Here is a 3150-nt window from a genome sequence, read left to right on the forward strand (position 1 = left end):
GAAAATCTCAAGGAATCTATTGTTGCTGGGGAATTTGTTCCTGGCGAAAGAATCGTAGATGCATGGATTGCCGAAAAGTTAAGCGTGAGCAGAAGTCCTGTACGAGAGGCGTTTCGAAAATTGGAGCAGGACGGTTTATTGGTAAATCGAGATGGAATAACATTCGTATACGAACCTAATGTAGGGGATGTAATAGAACTATTTCAAGTTCGCGCAGGACTTGAAAGTATTGCAGTATTCATGGCGACACAATTGATGACCGACGATCAAATTAAGGATCTTGGCAATTCATTGTCACTTGTGAAGAAAGCTTTAAATGAAAAAAGGCTATCTGATGTAGTTAAATTAAATACGTATTTTCATGAATGTATTATTTCATCCAGTCAAAATTTGAGATTACAAGAAATGATGGGTAAAATCAATACATTAACCCTTCTTTATCGGAATACCTTCTTTAAAAAGTATTATGGCAATGATGATTTTTTGAGCGAACATCACGAAGTTTGGAAAGCTATAAACTCTCGCAATCCGGACTTGGCTTCAAAAAAAATGCGGGATCATATTTTGAATGATTTGGTTTTCCTAAAAGATAGGCTAAGTGAACAGATGAAAGAATCAACATAAAATCTATTTTCCGAGTTGAAAAATTATTCAATCCGTGATGTTATTACAGCCAATACTGGAAATACCGGCGGCGAGTTCTAATCTGATTAAGGCATCACGGATTCAGGAACTTTTTATCATTTGAATTTTTGAGAGGAGTGATGCGAAGGACCCTTGATAGACGGAATCTTAATTTAATTCATTTAAATTCGGGGGATGATGAATTTTAGAAGAAGTGTTCCTGTGTTTATTTTTTATAAAGAAGATAGTCGACTGAATTCAGTATTCAGAATTCGGGATTTTTAAATGAGGGGTAAATATGATTCAAACAAAATACAAAGCTGCTGCCATACAAATGGTATGCGAGTTGGGGAATAAAGGAGCCAATATTGCCAAAGCTCTTTCAATGATTGATGAAGCGATAAGACAACAAGCCAAATTAATCGTTCTTCCGGAATTATTTTCTACCGGATATAAAGTAGAAGAGCGAGATTTACAGCTTTCAGAGGAAATTCCCGGAGAAACGATTGACAAGCTTTTGAAAGTCGCGAATCTCGAAAGGATTTACATTGCCGGAGCCATCCTCGAAGCAGGGGAAACCCTTGGGGTTGTCTACGATACCGCTTTTCTGGTAGGTCCTGATGGTCTGATAGGGAAGTACCGAAAGATTTACTTATGGGATAAAGAGAACATTCGTTTTGCCAGAGGGAAAGAGTATCCGGTTTTCCACACTCCCCTTGGAAACATCGGTTTGCAAATTTGTTATGAAATCGGGTTTCCAGAAGGGGCAAGATTCTTAACGCTAAAAGGTGCGAACATTCTTCTGTATCCTTCCGCATTTGGAGCGCCGCGAAAGTATGTGTGGGAGATAGCGGGACGTTCACGTGCACTAGAGAACGGGTGTTATGTCATAGCTTCCAATCGATCAGGAAGAGAACAGGAGATTGAATTTTGCGGGAATTCCCGAATTATTTCGCCAAAAGGGGAGGTTATGGTCAATGCGGTCGATTTGGATGAAGTAATTATTTGTGAAATAGACCTCAGTATGGTTAAAGTGCAAAGGAATACGATTCCGTACCTACGGGATTTGAAGCAGAACCTCAATCTAACCTAAAAATTTTTAAAATAAAAAATTAACAAAATATTGGGGTGATTCACATGAAAATGGATGAAAGAAACATTTCCGAGAATGTGAGATTTCAATTGGAGGGAATGAAGAAAAGCCTGACGACACAAGGTTTGATTCCCATCAGCATTTTTAGTGATCCAGAAATTTATGAAACAGAAATGGAACAAATTTTTGGACGAAATTGGGTGTATGTCGCTCATGAATCGGAAATCGCATCTCCTGGAGATTACGTCCTCCGTTATATCGGCGAGGACAAGTTTATCGTAGCAAAAGACGAAAAAGGAAACATCCAAGTGTTGTTAGACGCATGTCCGCATCGCGGCGCAAGCGTGTGCCGAGCAGAAAAGGGCAATTCATCCCATTACCGCTGCCCGTATCATGGATGGACATTTAACAACAGCGGAGAATTGGTAGGTACACCGGCGTTTAAGGATGCGTACAAAGGGTTGGATCGAGGGAAAAACGGATTGGTTACAGCTCCGAGGGTAGCAGTGTTGCATGGTCTGATTTTTGTTTCACTGGAAGCGGAAGGTCCTACGTTGGAAGAGTCTTTGGATGGCATGAAATGGTATTTGGACATGATCTTTACCTTACAGGACGCCGGAATGGAAGTTTTGGGAGAACCGCAGAGATGGATTATTCCTGCCAACTGGAAGCAACCCGCGGAAAATTTTACTGGCGACGATTATCATCTGCTGTATCTTCATAAATCAACTTACGATATTGGCGTGATGCCGATTCCGCTGATTGAGAACATGAAAGGTTATCACATCAAGGCAGGAAACGGACATAATTTGAGTTTTTCAATTGACCTTGATCCGAATTCTCCTGGACCTAAGTATTGGAATTATCCAGAAGAAATTGTTGCTACTTTTAACCTAGACAATCTATCACCCAAACAACAGGAGCTGGCCAGAGGATCGCGGGTTGTTGTCGGAACAATTTTCCCGAATGTTTCTTTTCTGATGTTACCGCTAAGCGCCGATCCAAAAAATCTTCCGCCATATCCGTTTATGACCTGGAGGCAATGGCAACCTAAGGGACCGGATAAAGTTGAAGTCTGGAACTGGTTCATGATGTACAAAGATACTCCCCAAGAGTTTAAAGATGCATGTTATCGTTCAGCAATGGCAACTTTCGGCATTGCCGGTGTTTTTGAAATGGACGATGCCATCCCATGGGAAACAGGAGCGCGTAACGCGAAAGGAAATTTTGCAAAGAAGCATTTGAATTTGAATTTGCAGATGGGGATGGAAGGAATGAGCAATTGCTCCGTTGTGGAGGATTGGCCGTTCCCGGGAACAGCTTATTATCCGCGTTTTGAAGAGGGGAATCAACGTCATTTTTACCATCGCTACCTAAAAGAGATGTTAAACTTGCAAAATTATGAAATTAAGTGGTAAGGAGTGAAAATAATG

3 protein-coding genes are annotated in these 3150 nt (G+C 40.8%); all 3 read left to right on the top strand.

All coding sequences use genetic code 11. From position 1 onward, the window contains the following. Window positions 1-624: GntR family transcriptional regulator (locus AC4ED1_RS14475; protein ID WP_490939832.1), on the top strand; the 624-nt coding region annotated here is incomplete at its 5' end. Window positions 625-922: 298 nt separating this feature from the next. Next, window positions 923-1717 carry a carbon-nitrogen hydrolase family protein gene (locus AC4ED1_RS14480; protein WP_490939834.1) on the top strand — a complete coding sequence of 265 codons (795 nt, stop codon included), beginning with the start codon at window positions 923-925 and terminating at the stop codon, window positions 1715-1717. 44 nt (window positions 1718-1761) lie between these two features. Then, entirely contained in the window at window positions 1762-3135 is a 1374-nt protein-coding gene (locus AC4ED1_RS14485) for an aromatic ring-hydroxylating oxygenase subunit alpha (RefSeq protein WP_490939836.1), read from the top strand. The last annotated feature ends 15 nt before the right edge of the window (window positions 3136-3150 follow it).

This window comes from Effusibacillus sp. SKA8 (assembly GCF_058273125.1).

Excerpts from the sequence above, each read along its gene's own strand:
- AC4ED1_RS14480 (WP_490939834.1), top strand. The coding sequence starts at position 923 with ATGATTCAAACAAAATACAAAGCTGCTGCCATACAAATGGTATGCGAG.
- AC4ED1_RS14485 (WP_490939836.1), top strand. The coding sequence starts at position 1,762 with ATGAAAATGGATGAAAGAAACATTTCCGAGAATGTGAGATTTCAATTG.